This window comes from Acinetobacter sp. 231_lipA (assembly GCF_058243005.1).
Genome location: NZ_JBZAYU010000001.1, coordinates 1,623,680 through 1,640,854, shown reverse-complemented (window position 1 = coordinate 1,640,854; position 17,175 = coordinate 1,623,680). Strand labels below are relative to the sequence as shown.

Annotated in this window: 13 protein-coding genes, 3 pseudogenes and 1 other annotated feature; of the genes and pseudogenes, 7 read left to right on the top strand and 9 right to left on the bottom strand. The window is 43.2% G+C overall.

Annotated elements, in window-relative coordinates; all coding sequences use genetic code 11:
• The 5 genes and pseudogenes from ltrA to AC4CUX_RS08060 form a co-directional block, all read right to left on the bottom strand.
• Nucleotides 1-1,242: a group II intron reverse transcriptase/maturase gene (gene ltrA, locus AC4CUX_RS08080; protein WP_004826931.1), complete on the bottom strand. Its 1,242-nt coding sequence runs from the start codon at nt 1,240-1,242 to the stop codon at nt 1-3.
• Nucleotides 1,243-1,746: 504 nt separating this feature from the next.
• Nucleotides 1,747-2,489: pseudogene (locus AC4CUX_RS08075) on the bottom strand (IS3 family transposase); the annotation flags it as partial.
• Nucleotides 2,098-2,214, bottom strand: a sequence feature (AL1L pseudoknot). Its footprint overlaps the pseudogene before it by 117 nt.
• A gap of 50 nt (nt 2,490-2,539) precedes the next feature.
• Nucleotides 2,540-3,333: pseudogene (locus tag AC4CUX_RS08070) on the bottom strand (IS4-like element ISAba1 family transposase); the annotation flags it as partial.
• 50 nt (nt 3,334-3,383) lie between these two features.
• A complete protein-coding gene (locus AC4CUX_RS08065) occupies nt 3,384-3,749 on the bottom strand; it encodes a hypothetical protein (protein ID WP_490792320.1) in 366 nt (121 codons plus the stop codon).
• Nucleotides 3,749-4,216: a hypothetical protein gene (locus AC4CUX_RS08060; RefSeq protein ID WP_490792319.1), complete on the bottom strand. Its 468-nt coding sequence runs from the start codon at nt 4,214-4,216 to the stop codon at nt 3,749-3,751. The genes AC4CUX_RS08065 and AC4CUX_RS08060 overlap by 1 nt, the downstream gene beginning before the upstream one ends.
• Nucleotides 4,217-4,549: 333 nt before the next feature.
• On the opposite strand from AC4CUX_RS08060, the gene AC4CUX_RS08055 reads away from it, so the two are divergent.
• The gene (locus AC4CUX_RS08055) at nt 4,550-5,575 is read left to right on the top strand and encodes an IS30-like element ISAba125 family transposase (protein ID WP_490792318.1); all 1,026 of its coding nucleotides are present in this window, start codon (nt 4,550-4,552) and stop codon (nt 5,573-5,575) included.
• Between the two features lie 11 nt (nt 5,576-5,586).
• Here AC4CUX_RS08055 and AC4CUX_RS08050 read toward each other — a convergent pair.
• The 4 genes and pseudogenes from AC4CUX_RS08050 to cadR all read right to left on the bottom strand — a co-directional run.
• Nucleotides 5,587-7,260, bottom strand: a pseudogene (locus AC4CUX_RS08050) (hypothetical protein); the annotation flags it as partial.
• Entirely contained in the window at nt 7,260-7,793 is a 534-nt protein-coding gene (locus tag AC4CUX_RS08045; RefSeq protein ID WP_490792317.1) for a hypothetical protein, read from the bottom strand. The pseudogene AC4CUX_RS08050 and the gene AC4CUX_RS08045, both read right to left, overlap by 1 nt.
• A 6-nt stretch (nt 7,794-7,799) precedes the next feature.
• Nucleotides 7,800-11,189: a type VI secretion system Vgr family protein gene (locus tag AC4CUX_RS08040; protein ID WP_490792316.1), complete on the bottom strand. Its 3,390-nt coding sequence runs from the start codon at nt 11,187-11,189 to the stop codon at nt 7,800-7,802.
• Between the two features lie 196 nt (nt 11,190-11,385).
• Nucleotides 11,386-11,793: a Cd(II)/Pb(II)-responsive transcriptional regulator gene (gene cadR, locus AC4CUX_RS08035; protein ID WP_001219640.1), complete on the bottom strand. Its 408-nt coding sequence runs from the start codon at nt 11,791-11,793 to the stop codon at nt 11,386-11,388.
• A gap of 95 nt (nt 11,794-11,888) precedes the next feature.
• Here cadR and AC4CUX_RS08030 point away from each other — a divergent pair, with 95 nt between their 5' ends.
• The 6 genes from AC4CUX_RS08030 (at nt 11,889) to tnpC (ending at nt 17,112) form a co-directional block, all read left to right on the top strand.
• Nucleotides 11,889-12,785 (top strand): cation efflux transmembrane domain-containing protein, encoded by an 897-nt coding sequence (locus AC4CUX_RS08030; protein WP_490792315.1) that lies wholly within the window; start codon nt 11,889-11,891, stop codon nt 12,783-12,785.
• Nucleotides 12,786-12,788: 3 nt separating this feature from the next.
• Nucleotides 12,789-13,301, top strand: coding sequence for a signal peptidase II (gene lspA / locus AC4CUX_RS08025; protein ID WP_490792314.1), 513 nt, complete (start codon nt 12,789-12,791; stop codon nt 13,299-13,301).
• Between the two features lie 21 nt (nt 13,302-13,322).
• Nucleotides 13,323-14,612: an ISL3-like element ISPpu12 family transposase gene (locus tag AC4CUX_RS08020; protein WP_282842558.1), complete on the top strand. Its 1,290-nt coding sequence runs from the start codon at nt 13,323-13,325 to the stop codon at nt 14,610-14,612.
• Between the two features lie 105 nt (nt 14,613-14,717).
• Nucleotides 14,718-15,101 carry an IS66-like element accessory protein TnpA gene (gene tnpA / locus AC4CUX_RS08015; RefSeq protein ID WP_004684363.1) on the top strand — a complete coding sequence of 128 codons (384 nt, stop codon included), beginning with the start codon at nt 14,718-14,720 and terminating at the stop codon, nt 15,099-15,101.
• Entirely contained in the window at nt 15,098-15,433 is a 336-nt protein-coding gene (gene tnpB / locus AC4CUX_RS08010) for an IS66 family insertion sequence element accessory protein TnpB (RefSeq protein WP_043974827.1), read from the top strand. Before tnpA ends, tnpB begins: the two co-directional genes overlap by 4 nt.
• Nucleotides 15,434-15,507: 74 nt before the next feature.
• Nucleotides 15,508-17,112: an IS66 family transposase gene (gene tnpC, locus AC4CUX_RS08005; protein WP_490792313.1), complete on the top strand. Its 1,605-nt coding sequence runs from the start codon at nt 15,508-15,510 to the stop codon at nt 17,110-17,112.
• The last annotated feature ends 63 nt before the right edge of the window (nt 17,113-17,175 follow it).

The window sequence follows — 17,175 nt, the reverse complement described above, 5'->3', positions numbered from 1 at the left end:
TTATCCAACCGATGGTAAACATCCCATTTTCCAGTGCACAAAGGCATTTGGAAAATCACGCGCAAGTCGCCCTAAGGCATATCTAGCCCGTCTTTTATGACGGGCCAAGTTTTTATACTTACGCCTCATCCAGCGTATAAGATAAGCATTCATGTGTTGCCAGATCGCTGACATTGCTGAACCATGGAATCGACCATAGTATTGCTGCCAACCTTGAAGAATTGGATTGAATATTGCAGATAAATCACTTAATTCGCGATTACACATCAGATGTAGATGCCATTTCCGAATAGTCTGTCGCATTGCTTTAAGTGCATCACGACTGACTGCAGGAGAGAAATTTACATAAACTCTTTTATACTTGTCCACAGCCTTACGGGGCCTAAACGTGTACCCGAGAAAAGTAAATTGAACATCGGGATATGCTTTACGACGATTAATATCTTGGCAATAAACAATCTTTGTCTTGTCTGGATGCAATTCGAGACCACATTCACGAAATCGTGCATCGATCTTTTGTAAAACAAGTTTGGCTTGAGATAAACTCCGACAATGAATTACGCCATCATCTGCATAACGGCAGAACCGTACACTTTGAAGATGTTTCGTAATCCACATATCAAAAGCATAATGCATAAATAAATTCGCCAATAAAGGACTCACAACACCACCTTGTGGTGTGCCGCGATTCCTTTCTAAAAGATGGCCATTTATGTGTTGCATTGGTGCTTTTAACCAACGTTGCACATATAAAAGAATCCATGGAATTTCACAGTGTTTCTTGAGTGCACGCATGAGTAAATCATGGTCGATGTTATCAAAGAGACCTTTGATATCAAATTCCACAACCCAGTCATAATCCCAACTTCGTCTCCTCACTATCGCAATTGCATCATGGGCAGAACGCCCCGGACGATATCCATATGAGTTTGGATGAAATAATGGATCAATTTTCGGCTCTAATAAGAGCTTAACTGCTGTTTGCGCGACTCGATCTGCAACTGTTGGAATACCTAGTATACGCACGCCACCTGACTTCTTTGGAATCGGAACAGCCTTAACTGGCGGTGGAAAATAACTGCCAGAACAAAGTCGATTCCATAGTTTGTATAGGTTGTTCTTTAAATGCTTTTCGAATTGCTCAATAGATTCATGATCAACGCCTGGAGCGCCACCATTCTCTTTGACTTTTTTAAATGCCTCCCAAATTAACGCTTTAGGAATGTTAAATGGTTTGGTCATAAAGTTTTGCTCCTCCTGCTTGCACAGTTGACAAATCCGTAGACCTGGATAATGCAACCCCTTCGCTCCATTACCATTACAATAACTTCAACACTACTACGAGTTGCTCCGCCCCTTGGTGACGCATTGCTATTATCAGCCTTGCCTTTTGAGCTTGTGCCTTTCGCTTGACATCGCCACCGAAGGTTCCCGCAGTTCAACGTAAGAGCCTGAATTAGGATCGCGCTGCCTCTACGCCGGACACCGAATGGCCCGTAAGCAGGTAACGGCCAAACTAATCGCGGGGTAACTTCCATCCCCGGTTTTGATGTCATTTGAGTACTTTCGACACTTGAACGGCAGTTCACTGTTGTTCGCCTTCCTAATTCTTACCTGACATCTCTACGATGCCTTTTCCATAACGCTCACGACCGGGACTTTTGATCCAAGCCGCTTATGGTGGTTTGCTACCTGCTCCTGCAAGCCGATAGCGAGGGGCCATACCCTCATCTCTTACGCCGCTTGCTGCGGCACACTGAAGTCAGCGACCCACAGGTGGTCAGGTTGATCAGCACTAAAATTCCGTTTCACTAAATCATCTGCTCGTTTTTGATCATCTCTGCTACGGGTAGTTTGTTTATTCTTCCCACGCCAAACACCTTGTATACCTAGCTTTTGCATCAATCGAGCAACTGTACAGCGTGCAATAATATAGCCTTCACGTTTCAGTTTTTGCCAAACTTTACGTACACCATATCGACCTGAACTTTCCTTCCAAATTCGTTTAATTTGTTCAGCATGATGCAAGTCATGTAAATCTCGTTTCGCTCGATGTTCTGGATTGTCCGCGAGATCTAAAGTCCGGTAATAGGTCGAAGGGGCGATCGGTAAAATCCTACAAATCGCCTCAACACCGTATAACGCTTTATTGTTATGGATAAAATCCACCATTATTTGTGTGGGCGGTCGAGCTCCGCCTGGGCGAAAAAAGCGGCTGCTTTGCGTAGAATTTCATTGGCTCGCTGCAGTTCTTTATTTTCGCGTTCAAGTTGTTTAATGCGTTCTTGGTCTGAAAGCTGCTGTACTTTGATTGGATTCTGTTGATTCAAATGCTTCTGATGCCAGGAACGTAGTGTTTCAGGAGTACAGCCAATCTTGGGAGCAATTGCTGTGATTGCAGCCCAAGTAGAAGGATAATCTTTTTCGGATTCAATCAATAATTGAACCGATCTTTCTCTGATTTCAGGGGTATATTTTAATTTTGTCATCGGGATAGTCTCTCAGAATATTGACTCTCCGACAAACCCGGTACGGTTCATCCTTTGAGACAACTGAATAAGGTTTCAATTTCCCAGCGTAATGCATAATCCTGAATAGCATTGGCATTAAACTGAGGAGAAACGACGAGTAAAAGCTCTCCATTTTCTAACTGTAGTGCACTTATATATAGTTTCACCCGACCAACCAAAATCCGTCGTTTACGACATTCAATTTGACCAACTTTAAGATGGCGAAATAAATCACTAATTTTATGATTCTTTCCTAAATGATTGGTGACAATGAAGTTTTTTTAACACGAATGCAGAAGTTGATGTCTTGTTCAATTAACCATGTAAACCACTGCTCACCGATAAACTCTCTGTCTGCGAACACATTCACAATACGGTCTTTACCAAAAATGGCTATAAAGCGTTGAATCAAAGCAATGCGCTCTTTCGTATCTGAATTTCCACGTTTATTAAGCAATGTCCAAAGGATAGGTATCGCTATTCCACGATAAACGATTGCGAGCATCAGGATATTAATATTTCGTTTTCCCCATTTCCAATTGGTTCTATCTAAAGTCAGTTGCACTTGGTCGAATGAAAACATATTGAAAATCAACTGAGAAATTTGACGATAATCAAAATACTGACCTGCAAAGAAGCGCTGCATACGTCGATAAAATGATTGTGGTAAGCACTTGATGGGCAAGGCTTTAGATGCAGAAGAAAGATTACATGTTTGCTTTAAAATAATCACAAGCATGATGAGCGCAAAGCACTTTAAATGTGACTTGTTCCATTTTAGATATTTGTTTAAGATAAGATATAACTCATTGAGATGTGTCATAGTATTCGTCGTTAGAAAACAATTATTATGACATTATTTCAATGAGTTATCTATTTTTGTCGTGTACAGAGATATTTTTCATATATCTCTTTTTCTGGCGCACCTACCTTTATGCCATTATAGGATCTTCTATTACTGTCTATAGAGGAAATAATTGAAATCCTATTATTCATGATTTGAAATTCTATATCCTCGTTCTTATTATCCTTTGCAATAAAACAATCACCTACACGACTACCATCAACCTCTGTCAAATTTTGACCATTATCTCCAATTTTAAAATTCTCAAATCCATCTTCACTAAAACCACTTAAAGAATTTCCATTTTTATCAAAAGTATTACATGCAGATAATAAAAAACAGAAACACACTATTTTTAAAAGTCTATCTTCTTTTATATATCTCATTAAAAACATTATATATCCTCTAAATTTGGATTAAAATTATGCAGGTGAACATGGTTATTATGTCCACTCCAACTCTTGGAATGTGGTAACAATTTATTTTCTTTAATTTTAACAGGATTAGAACCAAATAGTTTATATCCAAATTTATATAATGCATTTAAGAAACCAACATTTTTATCCCAATCAAAATGTTTATGGCTTGTATAAGTTAGTTCATTCATATGTCTATTATTAATAGCAATATACCTAAAGTCTCCATTTTCACCATTTAAGTGAGAGACACTATCTCCCGGTGACCCATCTTTACAGCTAAACCCTGAACCTGTATATTCAGCATACCCAAGGCTACACATAGCACCTAATACTGCAGAAAGAGCAGCTCCAGAAAGATAATATCTTCCATCTCCACTGTCTATTCTCCATAAATAGCCTATATTCCCATTTTTGTACTGTTTATGCTTTCTTTGATCAATCAAATATACCGAGCCTACCCCTTTAACTTTTTTAGAGCTCCATCTATTAGCTACATTAAAATTTGATTTTCCTAAATTATGAATTCCACCATTCTGATCATAATAAATAAATTCAGCAAAGCCTGTTGCTGCTTTATTCTCCCTTTTGATGACTCCACTATAATAAATATGATATCGAGTAGTATCACTTGTTACTGATGATTGACTGCTTACTGCAGTTAATGGCTTTCCTCCATTTTCAGTGTACGTATCGTTTTGCTTTGCTTGATTTTTCTTATCAGGGCAGAGTAAAACTTGAAGTGCGACATAAAACCACCTAATTAATTTAAAGGGTTTATGGAGTATATAAAATTGTCATACCATCATCTTAACTTTGAAGATCGTACTGCATTAATGCTTGAGTCAAGAAAAGAAGGCTTTTCAGCCAGAAAATTTGCTGAACTCATTAAAAGACATCCTAGTACGATCTATCGTGAGCTTAAAAGAAATAGCATCAATGACGTTTATCAAGCTCAATATGCTTCTGATAACACCTTCGCTAGACGTAGACGTGGTCACATAAAACTCAAAATCGATTCAATCCTCTGGAAATTTATTGTTGAAGCGATCCGTTGTTTATGGTCTCCTCAGCAAATAGCAAAGCGTTTAAAGAGATTTCCTGATTTGGATCAAACAATGAATGTAAGCCATACAACGATTTATTCAACGATACGAGCATTACCAAAGGGTGAGCTGAAAAAAGACTTACTATCCTGTCTGCGACATGAAAATAAAAAGCGAAAAGCTAACGGTGAACCTAAAAAAGATTCTATATTACAGGATATTAAAACTATTCATGAGCGCCCAACCGAAGTTCAAGAAAGAAAAATACCGGGTCATTGGGAAGCCGATTTAATTAAAGGTAAAGACAATAAAAGTTCGATAGCAACACTTATTGAACGAAATACACGGCTCTGTATCTTGGCAACATTACCTGATGCAAAGGCAGAATCAGTGCGCAAGGCTTTAACTGAAGCTCTGAAATATTTACCCGCAGAACTGCGTAAAACATTGACCTATGACCGTGGACGTGAGATGTCAGAACATAAAATCCTCGAAGAAGATTTAGGCATAGATGTATATTTCTGTGACCCACATTCGCCATGGCAGAAAGGCACATGCGAAAATATGAATGGTTTAATTAGGCAATATTTACCTAAAGGGATTGATTTAAACCAGGCAGATCAGCATTATTTAAATCAAGTTGCCATGTCACTGAATACTCGTCCTAGAAAAGCGTTAGATTGGCTTACACCATTAGAGAAATTTGCTCAGCTTGTTGATTATCATAAGGCTTTTGAAACTGTCGCACCTCATGTTTGAATTCGCCCAGTCTCACTCTTAGCACTTTCTGCTTTTTCTTTCGCTTTCTTTTCTTGATCTTCTTTTTGTTTTTGCTGGTTTTTTAAATCTTCTACTTGCTTGAATTTTGCATCCGCAATTTCATACATTTTTGATGCTTGTATAGCATCATTATTAACTGTAAAATTTTGTATCTTAATTGATTTTTCAACCCGGCTTAAAACTAGACTTTTCCCTTTGACTCCAAAACCAAAAACAAAACCTGTTAACATTCGAATATTGATAATGCCAAGGCTATTTGTTCGTTTAGGAATTTCACGCCCCCTATAAAAAATACTAAATAGTGTATTTGGAATAGCATTACCATCATGTATAACTGAAACCTTAAAAGTATGTACGGGCAATTTTACTTTAATCGTTTGATTTTTTAATGCAGCACTGACTCTAAAGTGATGTATGACCTGTTTTTTCCCACTTCCTTCGACAGAAACCTCAATATCACGTCCTTCTTCTGCAATAATCCCTTGTTTAACGCCAGTACCATCAGCTGTATGCTTTTTAATATTACCCTTATAAGTAAGATAAAAATTCATATTTGAAATTGGCTTAGCAGAGTCACCTTCGACAATTTGAATATTAAAACTAACATTTTTTTGTATCGAATTTTTATCAGTTTCATCTTTAGAGGTAGAAGACTGTGCTTGTTCATTTCTTACTTCTTGAGGTGTTTTATTAGTCTGAGGCCTTGGGTGAGGGGTATTATTTTCTTCTAGAACAGTAGGGTAACTAGCAACTTTAAAATCATTTAAAATTGCCTTTTGCTTCTCATTTGCTTTTTGAATAATGCTATTTGACTCTTTTCCGTCAGCGACAATTTTTATTGCAGTGTCAGGATTTCTAACAATAACTGGCAAGTTACCATTTTCATCACTATTAACTCTAACTCTTGTTTCCCCCGAAATATATTTACCATTATTTTGAGAGACGATGGTCACTTTTTTATTTTTCAGCTCTAAACCAGAGCTATCTTTTAAAGTAATATAGATTTTTCTTTTGCAACAATTTTCTAAGTCAAAACCTCCAAACATCGATATATATGAGGAAATATGCGTACCATTTGCATCAGATACAGCAGATTTTTGCTTAAATTGAGGTGAACCAAGAAAAGTAGCCAACCCTCCTTCTCCCATCAAGTGTGCACCAGCAATTGCTCCCGACTCTGTTACCTCAACCCCATTAATAATTTGTCCATAATATTGGTTAAAATCTAACATCCTCATACGTTTACACAAATGATTAATCCAATCATTTACTGCCATTAATTGTAATTCAGGTTTTGTAAGAAAATCATTAAGTGAATAGATTCCATTTTTACCAGACCACTCTCCTTTCCAGTCATTTTTACCAAAAGTTGATCTAATAGTATTTATTTTCCCCCGCTCTTTTTCTGGGTTTAACTTTCTAAAATCTACACCTAGATCCCCTAAGTAATATCCTGTTTCAAATAATGCAGATTCACCCATTTGAAAAAATCCACGGTGCCCCCCTGCACTTTTTTTAGCTGAAGCTATTATATTTATCTTATGATTTGGACTTAACTTTAAATCAGCACTAGACTCTTTATAACTAACAGCTTGTATAAAACCATTTCTATTCAAATTAAAATCTTGCACCGTACCATCTTTAAATCTTATTATTTTATTCATCACTTAAACCTATCATACATTTTATATTTTAAAATATTACTAATAGATGTTTCTTTAAATATATAACCATTTAGAACTGATGCAATTTTTATATCATCACCTATTTTTCCGCAAGATAAATTCACATCAACCTGATCTTCTTTTCTAAATCCATTTTTAATATTTTTTTGGTCTATCTTCCTTGAATAAGCAAATGAATTACCCTCATTATAAATCATAATAAGATCAGTTCTATCATCCTTCATATCAGCCCAGTAAATATAGTAATCTTTATTTTTATATTGGATATGATTACATATCCCTGTAGACACCCAATTTTTATCTTTGAGATTAAAACCAATTTTTCTTGCTACTTTTTTATTCTCATTACTAAAACCTTCTTCCCAGATATCGAAACATTGCACATCTGGTAGAACACGTATTTGTACAGCTGGCTCACTCCAATATTTCATACACTCGTTAACGTTTTCCGCATATAAATTCATGCTATTCAATAGAATATATGAACCTAGCACTATCTTTAACGTCTTCATTTTAACTTAATCCTTGAGCCCAAAATTTTCAAAATCTAATTTCAAATCATCATCTTCATTTAACTCTTCAGCAATCTGCCTATTGTTATGATCATGTTCATCATCACCGCCACAACAGGTTTCATCCGGAAACTTACTTTGGTCTTCTGTAATTTTCTCCTCTATAAGCTGTAATTTATCGGAGCTATTATTACTCTTACCAAGTAGAAGAATTTCAACGTTATCCGGATTATCACTAAAGATCCTTTCTGTCCTTGCAAACTGATCAAGAAAACCGATGTATTCTGTTTTCTTTGCATGATTAATAACTTTATATTTGAACCCGTCTTTCAACAGATCATTATTAATCAACTCACTGAAATCAAAGCGTCGACTAAAGATTCCACTCTCAGGCATTTTAGGTAATTCAGCATTTACTATGGCCCCCCCCACAAAACTATGCTGCCCCGCCTTACTTTCAAACTTTCCACCTGTTGTCGTAAAAATCCCATCCCCATTAATTTTGAGCTGTGAACCACCAGCAGTCAGTACAATTTCTTTCGGACTGGTTATTTCTATTTTATCTTCTGTTGAAATTAACTTAATCACCTTACGCGCAATCGCCTCTATCGCATCATCTTGTGCCTGTAATTCAACTTTTCCTTTTGCAGCAAATGCTTTTAGCCCTTTTTGTGCAGCAAATAAGCTCACTTTATCCTGTGCATGCGCAATAATATTCTTCTGAGCACTTAAGTTGATGGACCCCTGTGCACTTTCAGCGATGTCTTGAGAGGCCTGTAAAACAATATCTTCAGGTGTAGTTAAGGCAATACCATTGGGGGAAGCCAGCAGCATTAAAGCCTGACGAAAGATCTTCGCTTGAGCTTGATTCTGAGTATCCTGCGTTTGCTCTGCCTCTTGAGCATATGTCTCCATAAAGCCTTGCATGGAGCCTAATGCCTGCATGGGATTAACATCCAATTTGCTGCCTTTATTAAAGCTTCCGCAAGCACTGGTCAGGTCAAAGTCTCTCATATCAACATTCGCAATCACTTTACCAACATCTTTTAAAGCGCCGAGTGGATCCGCATTCAATTTGTCTTTAACGCCTTGCAACTGACTTTTCAAAGCATCTGTGCCATGTTCTTCGAGGTTATCGATAAAGGCTTTTAAATTGCCTATTGAAGCCTCTGCATCCCGAAAATAGTCTTTAAATTCATTGATCAAATTGTCCGTATCTTGACCAAATTTTTGAATATCCTCAAGAAAACCACCGCACGTTTTTAATGCCGAAATCGGATCCTGACTAACTGCGGTTTTAAATAAACCAACGGTTGCTTGGAGTGCTTGATTAGCGCCTTTTAACTCTACAGACTGAATCAATTTAGGCAGACGATTGACCACATTCAATGCATCAGTCTGTTGTTTAACAGCCAAAGTACTTAGCATGTGCATACTGTCATGACCTTGCTGCAAGATGGACTGGGCTTCTGATGCAGCCAAATGATCCGCAACCGCTTGATCCTGTGCATAGGTACTAATCAAGAGACCTTTGCCTGCGCGCATGGCTCCCCATTGATCCGTTCTTAACTCAAAACCCTCACCACGCCCATCACTGTTCTCAGTTTCTTTTGGATGACTGAGATTGCCAAGGTTGAGCTGACTGGCTCCATGACTGCTGTGTAGCTGCACACTAATTTGCCCTGTCGTATCATCAAAACGCAGTTGGTTAAAGCCTTGCCCTGCAACCTCTTGTGAACGAATCCCACTGAGTTTTTTTGTCGCAGGTAATGCCCCCTTCACATCAAACATGGTTTGATGGCGCTCGGCCTCATGAATACGCCCTACGACAAAGGGTCGATCAACATCTCCCTCAAAGAAGTCTATGACCACAATTTCTCCGACACGCGGATGAAAACGTGCGCCATATCCCTCACCCGCCCATGGAGTCAATACATCGACCCATGCCGAGTCCGTGTCATTATCATTTGCACCCGCGCCACCATCATGGGCATGGTCATCACTACGCGTAAACATGAAACGAACTTTAATTCGCCCCCATGCATCCACATAAATTTCTTCTCCCACAGGTCCGACGACTTTGGCCCGTAAAGGATAAGCTAGTGGACGGTGTATCCACGCTTGATATTCAGGAACAATTTTGACCTCACGGCGCACGACAAAGAGTTCATTGGCTTGTCGTTCCTCGCTCAGACCCTGCCAGCGACTTGCTTTTAGTAACAGATTGATTTGCTGTAGCAACTCTTTGGGTAAATTATTTTGGTTATAAAAGACTTTGCCTAAAATGAGAAATTCACGCTCTGTGGACACATGCTGGTCTATTTCAGGATGATCCACCATTTCAAACCAATAACCCACTTGTGCATCTCGAACGCTACTTTTTGCTGTGAAATATTTGGCCTGAAGCTCGTGATATTGGTTCAGTTGTTGGTTGAGACGATCTAGTTGACTGCTATTGGCAGACGTGACTTGACCTTGTAAATCAGCCGTCCATGCTGGACTGACACACCAGACTTGTTCCAAACCCAAACTTTCATTGTCCTGTTGATCACTGTGCTGATGCGCACTCAATACAGCCTGACTCTGATCTTGAGCTAAATGTTGCGCTTGCCAACGCTGCGTCTGTACTGTGGTGGACTGTAAGTGACGTTCAGCAATAAAACTGGTGATGCTATCAAAAGGCTCAGTAGCATGGCTGCGGTGGAAACGAATCTTTCGGCGGCCCAATGCTGTAAAAGCTTGATTATCATCAATCAAACGAAGTTGCTGTGCCTGAATCGGTTCGGACGAACTGAGCACCATTGGAGCTTGTTCATCGATCAACCAATTGATACCTTCACTCCGCCATAGTCGAGTGAGAAACTCAGCGTCGGTTTCATTAGACTGCATGACAAAGGGGCGTACATCATAATCACGACTCAAACCGTCTAAGTTTAGGCTTAAGCTGGCTGCAAATAATGTACTGTGACTTTGCCACTCGCTAAACAGAGTTTCAGTAATTTCACGAACACTTTTACTCATAAACACGCGACTGTTTCTGCGCTTATGCCACAACGCTGTTGCATCTTCAATCGTGAGTTTATAAACGGTTAGCGCACCATCACTTTGACCCTGACTGGCACTGGTAATCACTCCCGTCAGACGCGACAGCTGCCCCACATCCGTGACCTGATCAACCGCGACACGTCCACCAATGAACTGTTTTAAAGGCAGATAAGCATTGGTCGATAGACATAGAATTTCAGCTTTTAAGCCTTGATTGATTCGGTGTTCGCCCTCAATGCGCTGAATAAACACCTGTGTGTTCAAAGCCAGATTAGAAAAATGAATATGCACAGCACGTTTTTGCGAGCCAAACCCAAAGGATTCCAGCATTTTATAAATAGAATTGAACATGATCATTGTTAAGTTATTGGTTTTTATACTTGTGCGCGGAGTGTACAAAATGTCTTTTTTTTAATCTAGTAAAATAATGTTAATGAAGATGCAGCTCTCAAAAAACAAAGGGTAAGCGGATTAAATGGTTGATCTTACCTTTGCATGAGAGTGAGACAGACCGGCATCTCATCGGATTATCTGGTTGATGCTTCACCTACTGCTGGTGCATGTTTCCTTCGCTAATTCCAGCAAGAACCCCACACGCCTTAACTTCCCGGTCATCGTTGCAACGCGCTCTTAGTGAAACGAGTTGTTTCTCAAGCGCCTGTAGAGCGGTTATCTGCGAGCGCACATGAGAGATGTGATCATCGAGCAAGGCATTGACAGCGGTACAGGACTGATGAGGGTCGTCCTGATAGCGCTTTAGTTCGTGAATTTCTGCCAGTGACAGATCCAGGATGCGGCAGCGACGAATAAAGGCCAGCCGCTCAACGTGTTTCTCGGTATAGACACGGTAACCGTTCTCCTGCCGACCAGGCGGCGGCAACAAGCCCTGCCGTTCGTAGAAGCGGATCGTCTGTGTATCTACCCCTACTGACTGTGCCAACTGACCAATACGCATCGGGTTCCTCCGCAACGGATTCTCTACGCTATTGACATTATAGCTACTATATAGTTTTAAATGAAAACCCGATCACATTCAAGTGGAGTCATATCATGAGTAAAAACTGCGGAGGCCCCTGTGGCGACCATGCAAGGCCTGCGGCGGATACCGATATGCAGGCCTCCTCCGATGCGTCGGGGGAATGGGTCAGTGTTTATGCCGTGCCGAAGATGGACTGTCCATCAGAAGAGCGCATGATTCGCCTAGCCCTGAACGGCGTTGAGGGGATTCGGGCACTGTCCTTCGACTTGTCGAACCGCCGGCTGAAGGTCGTGCATGACGGTGAGGTCGAGCCCGTCACCTCGAAACTGAAGACCTTGGGGCTAGGCGCCTCGCTTCAGGAAACCGTCGCTGCAAATCCGGAGACCATCAAGGCCGCCGAGTTTTCGGCAGCTTCTGCTAAGCAAGAATCCGGGACCCTGCGCTGGTTGCTCGGCATCAATGCACTTCTGTTCGTGGTGGAAATGACTGCCGGTCTGATCGCCCGGTCCACCGGCCTGATTGGAGAATCCCTGGACAATTTTGCCGATGCGGCGGTGTACGGGCTTGCCCTTTATGCGGTTGGACATAGCGTGAAAATGCAGGTACGTGCCGCGCATCTTGCTGGTGTACTGCAACTGATCTTGGCTGTGGGCGTACTCATAGAGGTGGTGAGACGCTTTGTATTCGGTAGTGAGCCTGAATCGCTGGTGATGATGGCTATCGCATTCGTCGCATTGATTGCCAATACCAGTTGTCTGCTGCTCATATCCAAACATCGGGAGGGCGGGGCGCACATGAAGGCAAGCTGGATATTCTCGGCCAACGACGTGGTGATCAACCTGGGGGTCATCACCGCCGGCGCTCTGGTCGCGTGGACCGGGTCCAATTATCCGGATCTGATTATCGGCACCATCGCGGGGGGCATTGTACTTAACGGTGCCAGACGCATTTTGGCGTTGAAGGGTTAAATAATGCTCATTATTGGCAAAAAGCTCTCGCCGTATGCCCTATTGTCCATATCGGGCCTGCTGGCAGCGTCTGATCAGGCTGTAAAGTGGCTGGTGCAGCAATCAATGGCCTATGGCGAGTCTATTTCAGTGACCCCGTTCTTTAACTGGGTGCACCTATGGAACACCGGTGCCGCATTCAGTCTTTTTGCGAATGGTGGAGGCTGGCAGCGCTACTTTTTTATCGGAATCGCGGTAGTGGTCTCGATTTTTCTGATCAAGCTGATCCTTGAAAATCGTCATAAAGGAGAAGCCATCGCTTACAGTCTTATCCTCGGTGGCGCCATGGGCAACCTGATTGACCGGGTCTTTCGCGGCTATGTTGTGGATTCCTTTGATTTCTATTGGCGAGACTGGCATTGGCCGGCCTTCAACCTGGCTGATATTGCAATTGTCCTCGGTGCCTTACTTTTCGTTTCCAGCAGCTTGTTGGGTAAAAAAGCAAACACCAATGCCGAGTCGGATGGATCTGACTGACACCTACGCCTATACAACACCATGACCGAACTTCCCGACAACATCCTTCACCTGCCGCAATACCAAGTACTGGGCTGCAAATCAACCGACGACGAAATGCACTTCCAGGTGGACGTGCCCGATCCCATTGCCTGCGAGGAATGCGGCGTGCAGGGTGAGTTCGTACGGTTCGGCAAGCGTGACGTTCCCTATCGTGATCTGCCCATCCACGGCAAGCGGGTCACTCTCTGGGTGGTCCGCCGCCGATACACCTGCCGGGCCTGCAAGACAACATTCAGGCCCCAGCTACCGGAGATGGTGGACGGATTCCGTATGACACTGCGGCTGCATGAGTACGTGGAGAAGGAATCCTTCAACCACCCCTACACCTTTGTGGCGGCACAGACCGGCCTGGACGAGAAGACGGTGCGCGACATCTTCAACGCCCGCGCCGAGTTCCTGGGGCGCTGGCACCGCTTCGAGACGCCCCGCATCCTGGGCATTGACGAGCTATACCTGAACAAGCGCTACCGCTGCATTCTGACCAACATTGAGGAGCGAACCCTGCTCGACCTGCTGGCCACCCGCCGCCAGGACGTGGTGACCAACTACCTGATGAAGCTGAAAGACCGGCAGAAGGTCGAGATCGTCAGCATGGACATGTGGAACCCCTACCGGGCAGCGGTCAAGGCTGTGCTGCCCCAGGCCCGTATCGTGGTCGATAAGTTCCATGTGGTGCGCATGGCCAACGATGCCCTAGAGAGAGTGCGCAAGGGCCTCAGAAAGGAGCTGAAACCGTCCCAGAGCCGGACTCTCAAGGGAGACCGGAAAATCCTGCTGAAACGCGCTCACGAAGTCTCAGACCGGGAGCGCCTCATCATGGAGACCTGGACAGGCGCGTTCCCGCAACTGCTGGCCGCCTACGAGCACAAGGAGCGCTTCTACGGCATCTGGGACGCCACCACACGGCTCCAGGCAGAAGCCGCCCTGGACGAGTGGATAGCCACCATCCCGAAGGGCCAAAAGGAAGTCTGGAGCGATCTGGTCAGGGCAGTGGGAAACTGGCGCGAAGAGACCATGACCTACTTCGAGACGGACATGCCCGTCACCAACGCTTACACGGAGTCCATCAACCGACTGGCCAAGGACAAGAACCGTGAAGGGCGCGGTTACTCCTTCGAGGTGATGCGGGTACGAATGCTCTACACCACGAAGCACAAGAAGAAGGCACCGACTGCGAAGGTCTCTCCTTTCTACAAGAAAACCATCGGTTACGGACTGCCGGACTTCGCAGAGGAACTCAACTACGGAGTCGATCTATCAACCATCTGAGGGTGGTATCAGATTGATGGTAAGCGTCCGCTGAACACACCTTATGAATTCGTCCTATAAGCCTTAATTTAGTCCTGACTTAAAAACAAGTGGGAACTTAAATTTATGACTACAAATAACCAGACATCCATCGCATCTCTTACGATAAAACGAAGAACATATAGTGCTGAATTTAAACAGCAGATCGTTCAGGCGTGTAAAGCATCGGAGGTTTCAATTGCTTCGGTCGCTTTGCAACATGGATTGAATACAAATCTTGTATCCAAATGGATTCGCTTAATTGATGCTAAGCCAGGGAATGATCGCTCACTACTACCGAATAAACCTGCATTTATTACCTTATCTTGCTCCGCACCATTAGATCCTATCCCTACTGGCATGTTAACGGTTCAAATTACTTTACCCCACTCAAAAGCAGAAATTGGCTTGAAATGGCAAGTATCAGAAATATCTGCTTTAGCAGAATTACTCAAGGCACTTACAACATGATCCGTATCGATGAAATCTGGTTGTCTACTCAGCCCATGGACATGCGTGCAGGTATGGATACGGCCATGGCTCAGGTGGTGAGAGCCTTTGGCTACATCAAACCGCATTGTGCTTACCTGTTCTGTAATAAACGTGGCCATCGCATGAAAGTGCTGGTACATGATGGACTGGGCATCTGGCTGTGTGCCCGGCGGTTGGAACAGGGAAAATTCCACTGGGCTAAAGTTCACCAGGGTGAAAACGTAGCTCTCAGTCCAGAACAGTTACAGGCACTAATTCAGGGTTTGCCTTGGCAGCGCATTGGACGACAGCAAGTGGTAACAATGCTCTAAACTAGGCTGCTACATTCTGCTATTCTCCAAACGTTCTATTTCCTCTGCGTCATGACCTCAGGCATACTGCGGTCATGAAAATGCTGCCTGATTTAAGCCAACTGACCCATGAACAACTGCTGGAATTTACCCGGCAGTTGGCGATGCAGCATCAGTCTCTGGCACAATCAAATCAAGAATTAGAAAAATCAAACCAGCAATTGGATGCCAAAGTTCAACATCTTTCCATTCTCACGCAAAAATACGAGCATGAGCTCGCACTATTTAAACAGCACAAATTTGGCAGTAAAAACGAACATCTCACCGCAAAACAAATCCATCTGTGGGATGAAGCGGTCGAAGAAGATATTGCCGCTGTTGATCTGGAACTGGAACGGCTGAATGCAGATAAAACTGATGCAGCGACACACAAAGCCACAGTCAACAAACCTAAACGTCGACTGCTGCCCGATCATCTACACACCATCCGTATCGAGCATGAACCAACATCAACCCAATGTGCTTGTGGCTGCACCTTGCGTCGTATCGGCGAAGATATCAGTGAAAAACTACATTTCAGACCGGCACAGTTCTATAAGGAACAGCATGTGCGTGGCAAATGGGTCTGTGATCAGTGTGACACCCTGACTCAGCAAGCGATGCCTGCCTATGTGATTGATAAAGGCATTGTTTCACCTGAACTGCTCAGCCATGTGCTGGTATCGAAGTATGCCGATCATTTACCGCTGTACCGTCAACGTCTGATCTATCAGCGGGCGGGAATCGAGCTTTCTAGATCAACGTTATCTGACTGGATAGGTCGCTGCGGTGTGGAACTGGAACCTCTGGCCAATGCCTTAAAACAGGTGGTGCTGCAACAGCGGGTGATCCATGCCGATGAAACGCCGGTCACCATCATGCGGATGGGTGATGATGAGAAAAAACCGAAGAAAGGTTATGTCTGGGCCTATGCCACTACACAGTACAATCCAGTTCAAGCGGTGATCTATGACTTTCAGGATAGCCGTTCAGGTCAGCATGCAGAAGAGTTCCTGAATGGCTGGCAGGGCCATCTGGTCTGTGATGATTACAGTGGTTATAAAGCACGCTTTAAATCAGGCGATGTCATAGAGGTGGGCTGCATGGCGCATGCACGTCGTAAATTCCATGAGCTACATGTGACCGGGAAAAGTCAGATCGCTGAACAGGCATTACTGATGATTCAGAAACTGTATGCGATAGAAGCAGAACTCAGGAAAAAGACCGATGGTACAGCAGAACACCGCCGCGAATACCGACAACAGCACAGCCAACCGGTGATGCAACAACTGTGTGAATGGCTCAACCAACATTATCTGACGGTGCCATCGAGTTCTCCAACCGCCAAGGCCATCAATTACAGTCTGAAGCGTTGGCCAGCCTTAAGCCGCTATCTGGATGATGGCAATCTACCCATTGACAATAACTGGGCAGAGAACTCAATGCGTCCCTGGGCATTGGGCCGTAAGAACTGGTTGTTTGCAGGTTCGCTGCGCAGTGGACAGCGAGCGGCAAATATCATGACTTTAATCCAGTCAGCAAAGCTGAATGGGTTGGATCCGTATGCCTATCTCAGTGATGTGCTGAAAAGGCTGCCGACGCATAAAGCGACCCAAATAGAAGAATTACTACCACATCGCTGGAAATCCAACTCAAATTAAAAAATAGGCATGGGGTTCAGCGGACGCTTACGATTGATGGGGTGAAGGTGCCCCATCAACCAT

Excerpts from the sequence above, each read along its gene's own strand:
- ltrA (WP_004826931.1), bottom strand. The coding sequence starts at position 1,242 with ATGACCAAACCATTTAACATTCCTAAAGCGTTAATTTGGGAGGCATTT.
- AC4CUX_RS08065 (WP_490792320.1), bottom strand. The coding sequence starts at position 3,749 with ATGTTTTTAATGAGATATATAAAAGAAGATAGACTTTTAAAAATAGTG.
- AC4CUX_RS08055 (WP_490792318.1), top strand. The coding sequence starts at position 4,550 with ATGGAGTATATAAAATTGTCATACCATCATCTTAACTTTGAAGATCGT.
- AC4CUX_RS08045 (WP_490792317.1), bottom strand. The coding sequence starts at position 7,793 with ATGAAGACGTTAAAGATAGTGCTAGGTTCATATATTCTATTGAATAGC.
- AC4CUX_RS08040 (WP_490792316.1), bottom strand. The coding sequence starts at position 11,189 with ATGTTCAATTCTATTTATAAAATGCTGGAATCCTTTGGGTTTGGCTCG.
- cadR (WP_001219640.1), bottom strand. The coding sequence starts at position 11,793 with ATGCGTATTGGTCAGTTGGCACAGTCAGTAGGGGTAGATACACAGACG.
- AC4CUX_RS08030 (WP_490792315.1), top strand. The coding sequence starts at position 11,889 with ATGAGTAAAAACTGCGGAGGCCCCTGTGGCGACCATGCAAGGCCTGCG.
- lspA (WP_490792314.1), top strand. The coding sequence starts at position 12,789 with ATGCTCATTATTGGCAAAAAGCTCTCGCCGTATGCCCTATTGTCCATA.
- AC4CUX_RS08020 (WP_282842558.1), top strand. The coding sequence starts at position 13,323 with ATGACCGAACTTCCCGACAACATCCTTCACCTGCCGCAATACCAAGTA.
- tnpA (WP_004684363.1), top strand. The coding sequence starts at position 14,718 with ATGACTACAAATAACCAGACATCCATCGCATCTCTTACGATAAAACGA.
- tnpB (WP_043974827.1), top strand. The coding sequence starts at position 15,098 with ATGATCCGTATCGATGAAATCTGGTTGTCTACTCAGCCCATGGACATG.
- tnpC (WP_490792313.1), top strand. The coding sequence starts at position 15,508 with ATGAAAATGCTGCCTGATTTAAGCCAACTGACCCATGAACAACTGCTG.